The organism is Stenotrophomonas maltophilia group sp. Smal17, assembly GCF_030237045.1.
Classification (GTDB): Bacteria; Pseudomonadota; Gammaproteobacteria; order Xanthomonadales; family Xanthomonadaceae; genus Stenotrophomonas; species Stenotrophomonas forensis.
In genome coordinates, this window is the sequence record NZ_JASJSU010000071.1 from 19,544 (window position 1) to 21,546 (window position 2,003).

The 2,003-nt window shown below is 68.4% G+C and carries 1 protein-coding gene; it reads right to left on the reverse strand.

Annotated elements, in window-relative coordinates; genetic code table 11:
- Positions 1 to 32: 32 nt before the first annotated feature.
- Complete coding sequence (recQ, locus tag QRO93_RS16190) at positions 33 to 1,838, reverse strand: DNA helicase RecQ (protein ID WP_180879330.1); 1,806 nt, start codon at positions 1,836 to 1,838, stop codon at positions 33 to 35.
- Between the last annotated feature and the right edge of the window lie 165 nt (positions 1,839 to 2,003).

Below are 2,003 nucleotides of genomic sequence, written 5' to 3' on the forward strand. Positions count from 1 at the left end.
GAGCAAGCTCGACTCTACAAACGGGATCGCCATTACCCTTCCTCGCGCACGATCTCCACCAGGCGCGGGCCGTAGCGGCTGAGCTTGGTGCCGCCGATGCCGCCGACCCGGGCCAGTTCATCCAGGCTGGTCGGGCGCTGCTCGGCGATGTTGCGCAGGGTGCTGTCGTGGAAGATCACGAAGGCCGGCACGTTCTGTTCACGCGCCAGTTCGGCGCGCAGGCCGCGCAGGGCGTTGAACAGGGCAAGGTCCTGCGGCAGCACCGACAGGCCGGTGCGCTGCGCGCTGCGTTCGCGGCCGCTGCTGGTGCTGGCGGCATCGCGGCGCATGCTGATCTGGCGGCGGCCGGTCAGTACGGCGCGGCTGGCATCGGTCAGGCGCAGGCCGCCGTGGCCTTCGCTGTCCACTTCCAGCAGGCTGGCGGCCACCAACTGGCGGAACACGCTGCGCCAGGTGCGCGCATCCAGGTCGCGGCCGATCGCATAGGTGCTCAGCTTGTCGTGGCCCTGCTGCTTGACCTTCTCGTTCTCGCTGCCGCGCAGGATGTCGATCAGGTGGCCGACACCAAAGCGCTGGCCGCTGCGGTAGACGCAGCTCAACGCCTTCTGCGCGGGGACGGTGGCATCCCAGGCGGCCGGCGGGGTCAGGCAGTTGTCGCAGTTGCCGCAGGGCTGCGGGTAGGTCTCGCCGAAACCGGCCAGCAGCACCTGGCGGCGGCACTGCATGGATTCACAGTAGCCCAGCAGGTGGTCAAGCTTGGAGCGCTCCAGTTGCTTGCGCTCCTCGCTGGCCTCGGACTGCTCGATCATCTGCTTGAGCAGCACCACGTCGCCCAGGCCATAGCACAGCCAGGCCTCGGCGGCCTCGCCATCGCGGCCGGCGCGGCCGGTTTCCTGGTAATAGCCTTCCATCGACTTGGGCAGGTCGGTATGCGCCACGAAGCGCACGTCCGGCTTGTCGATGCCCATGCCGAAAGCGATGGTGGCGCACATCACGATGCCGTCTTCGCGCAGGAAGCGGCGCTGGTTGTTGGCACGCACCTCCGGCGGCAGGCCGGCGTGGTAGGGCAGCGCATTGAAGCCCTGGCCGCAGAGGAATTCGGCGGTCTCTTCAACCTTGCGCCGTGACATGCAGTAGACGATGCCGGCCTCGCTGCGATGGCCGCGCAGGAAATCGGTCAGCTGCTTGCGGGCGTTGTCCTTCTGCACCACGGTGTAGCGGATGTTGGGGCGGTCGAACGAGCTGACGAAGTGGCGGGCCTCGGCCAGGTCCAGGCGCTCGGCGATCTCGCGCTGGGTGGGCGGGTCGGCGGTGGCGGTCAGCGCGATGCGCGGAATGTCCGGCCAGCGCTCGTGCAGGACGGTGAGCTGGCGGTATTCGGGGCGGAAATCGTGGCCCCACTGCGACACGCAGTGCGCTTCGTCGATGGCGAACAGCGCGATGTGGCTGCGCGACAGCAGCGACAGGAAGCGGCCGGTCAGCAGGCGCTCGGGCGCGACATAGAGCATGTCCAGCTCGCCGGCCAGCAGTTCGCGCTCGACGCGACCGGCGGTTTCGGCGTCCAGGGTCGAATTCAGGTACTCGGCGCGCACGCCCAGCTGGCGCAGGGCCTCGACCTGGTCCTGCATCAGCGCGATGAGCGGCGAGATGACGATGCCGCAACCGTCACGCAGCAGGGCCGGCACCTGGTAGCACAGCGACTTGCCGCCGCCGGTGGGCATCAGCACCAGGGTATCGTGACCGGCAGCCACGTGCTCCACGATGTCCTGCTGCGGACCACGGAAATCGTCGTAACCAAAGACGCGTTGGAGCAGGTCGTGCGCGGGACGGGAAGCCATCCGGGTAGTTTACCCCGGCGGGGGGGCTCGGCAGGGCTGCGCCCTGCACCTGCTCCAGGCCAGATCAACGTCAAAGGCAACAGCTGGCTCTGGGGTGTCTGCTGGTTGGGCGGGGCGGTGTGGGCTTGCAGGACACGCCGTAAACCCGTCCCTGGGGGCTCGATG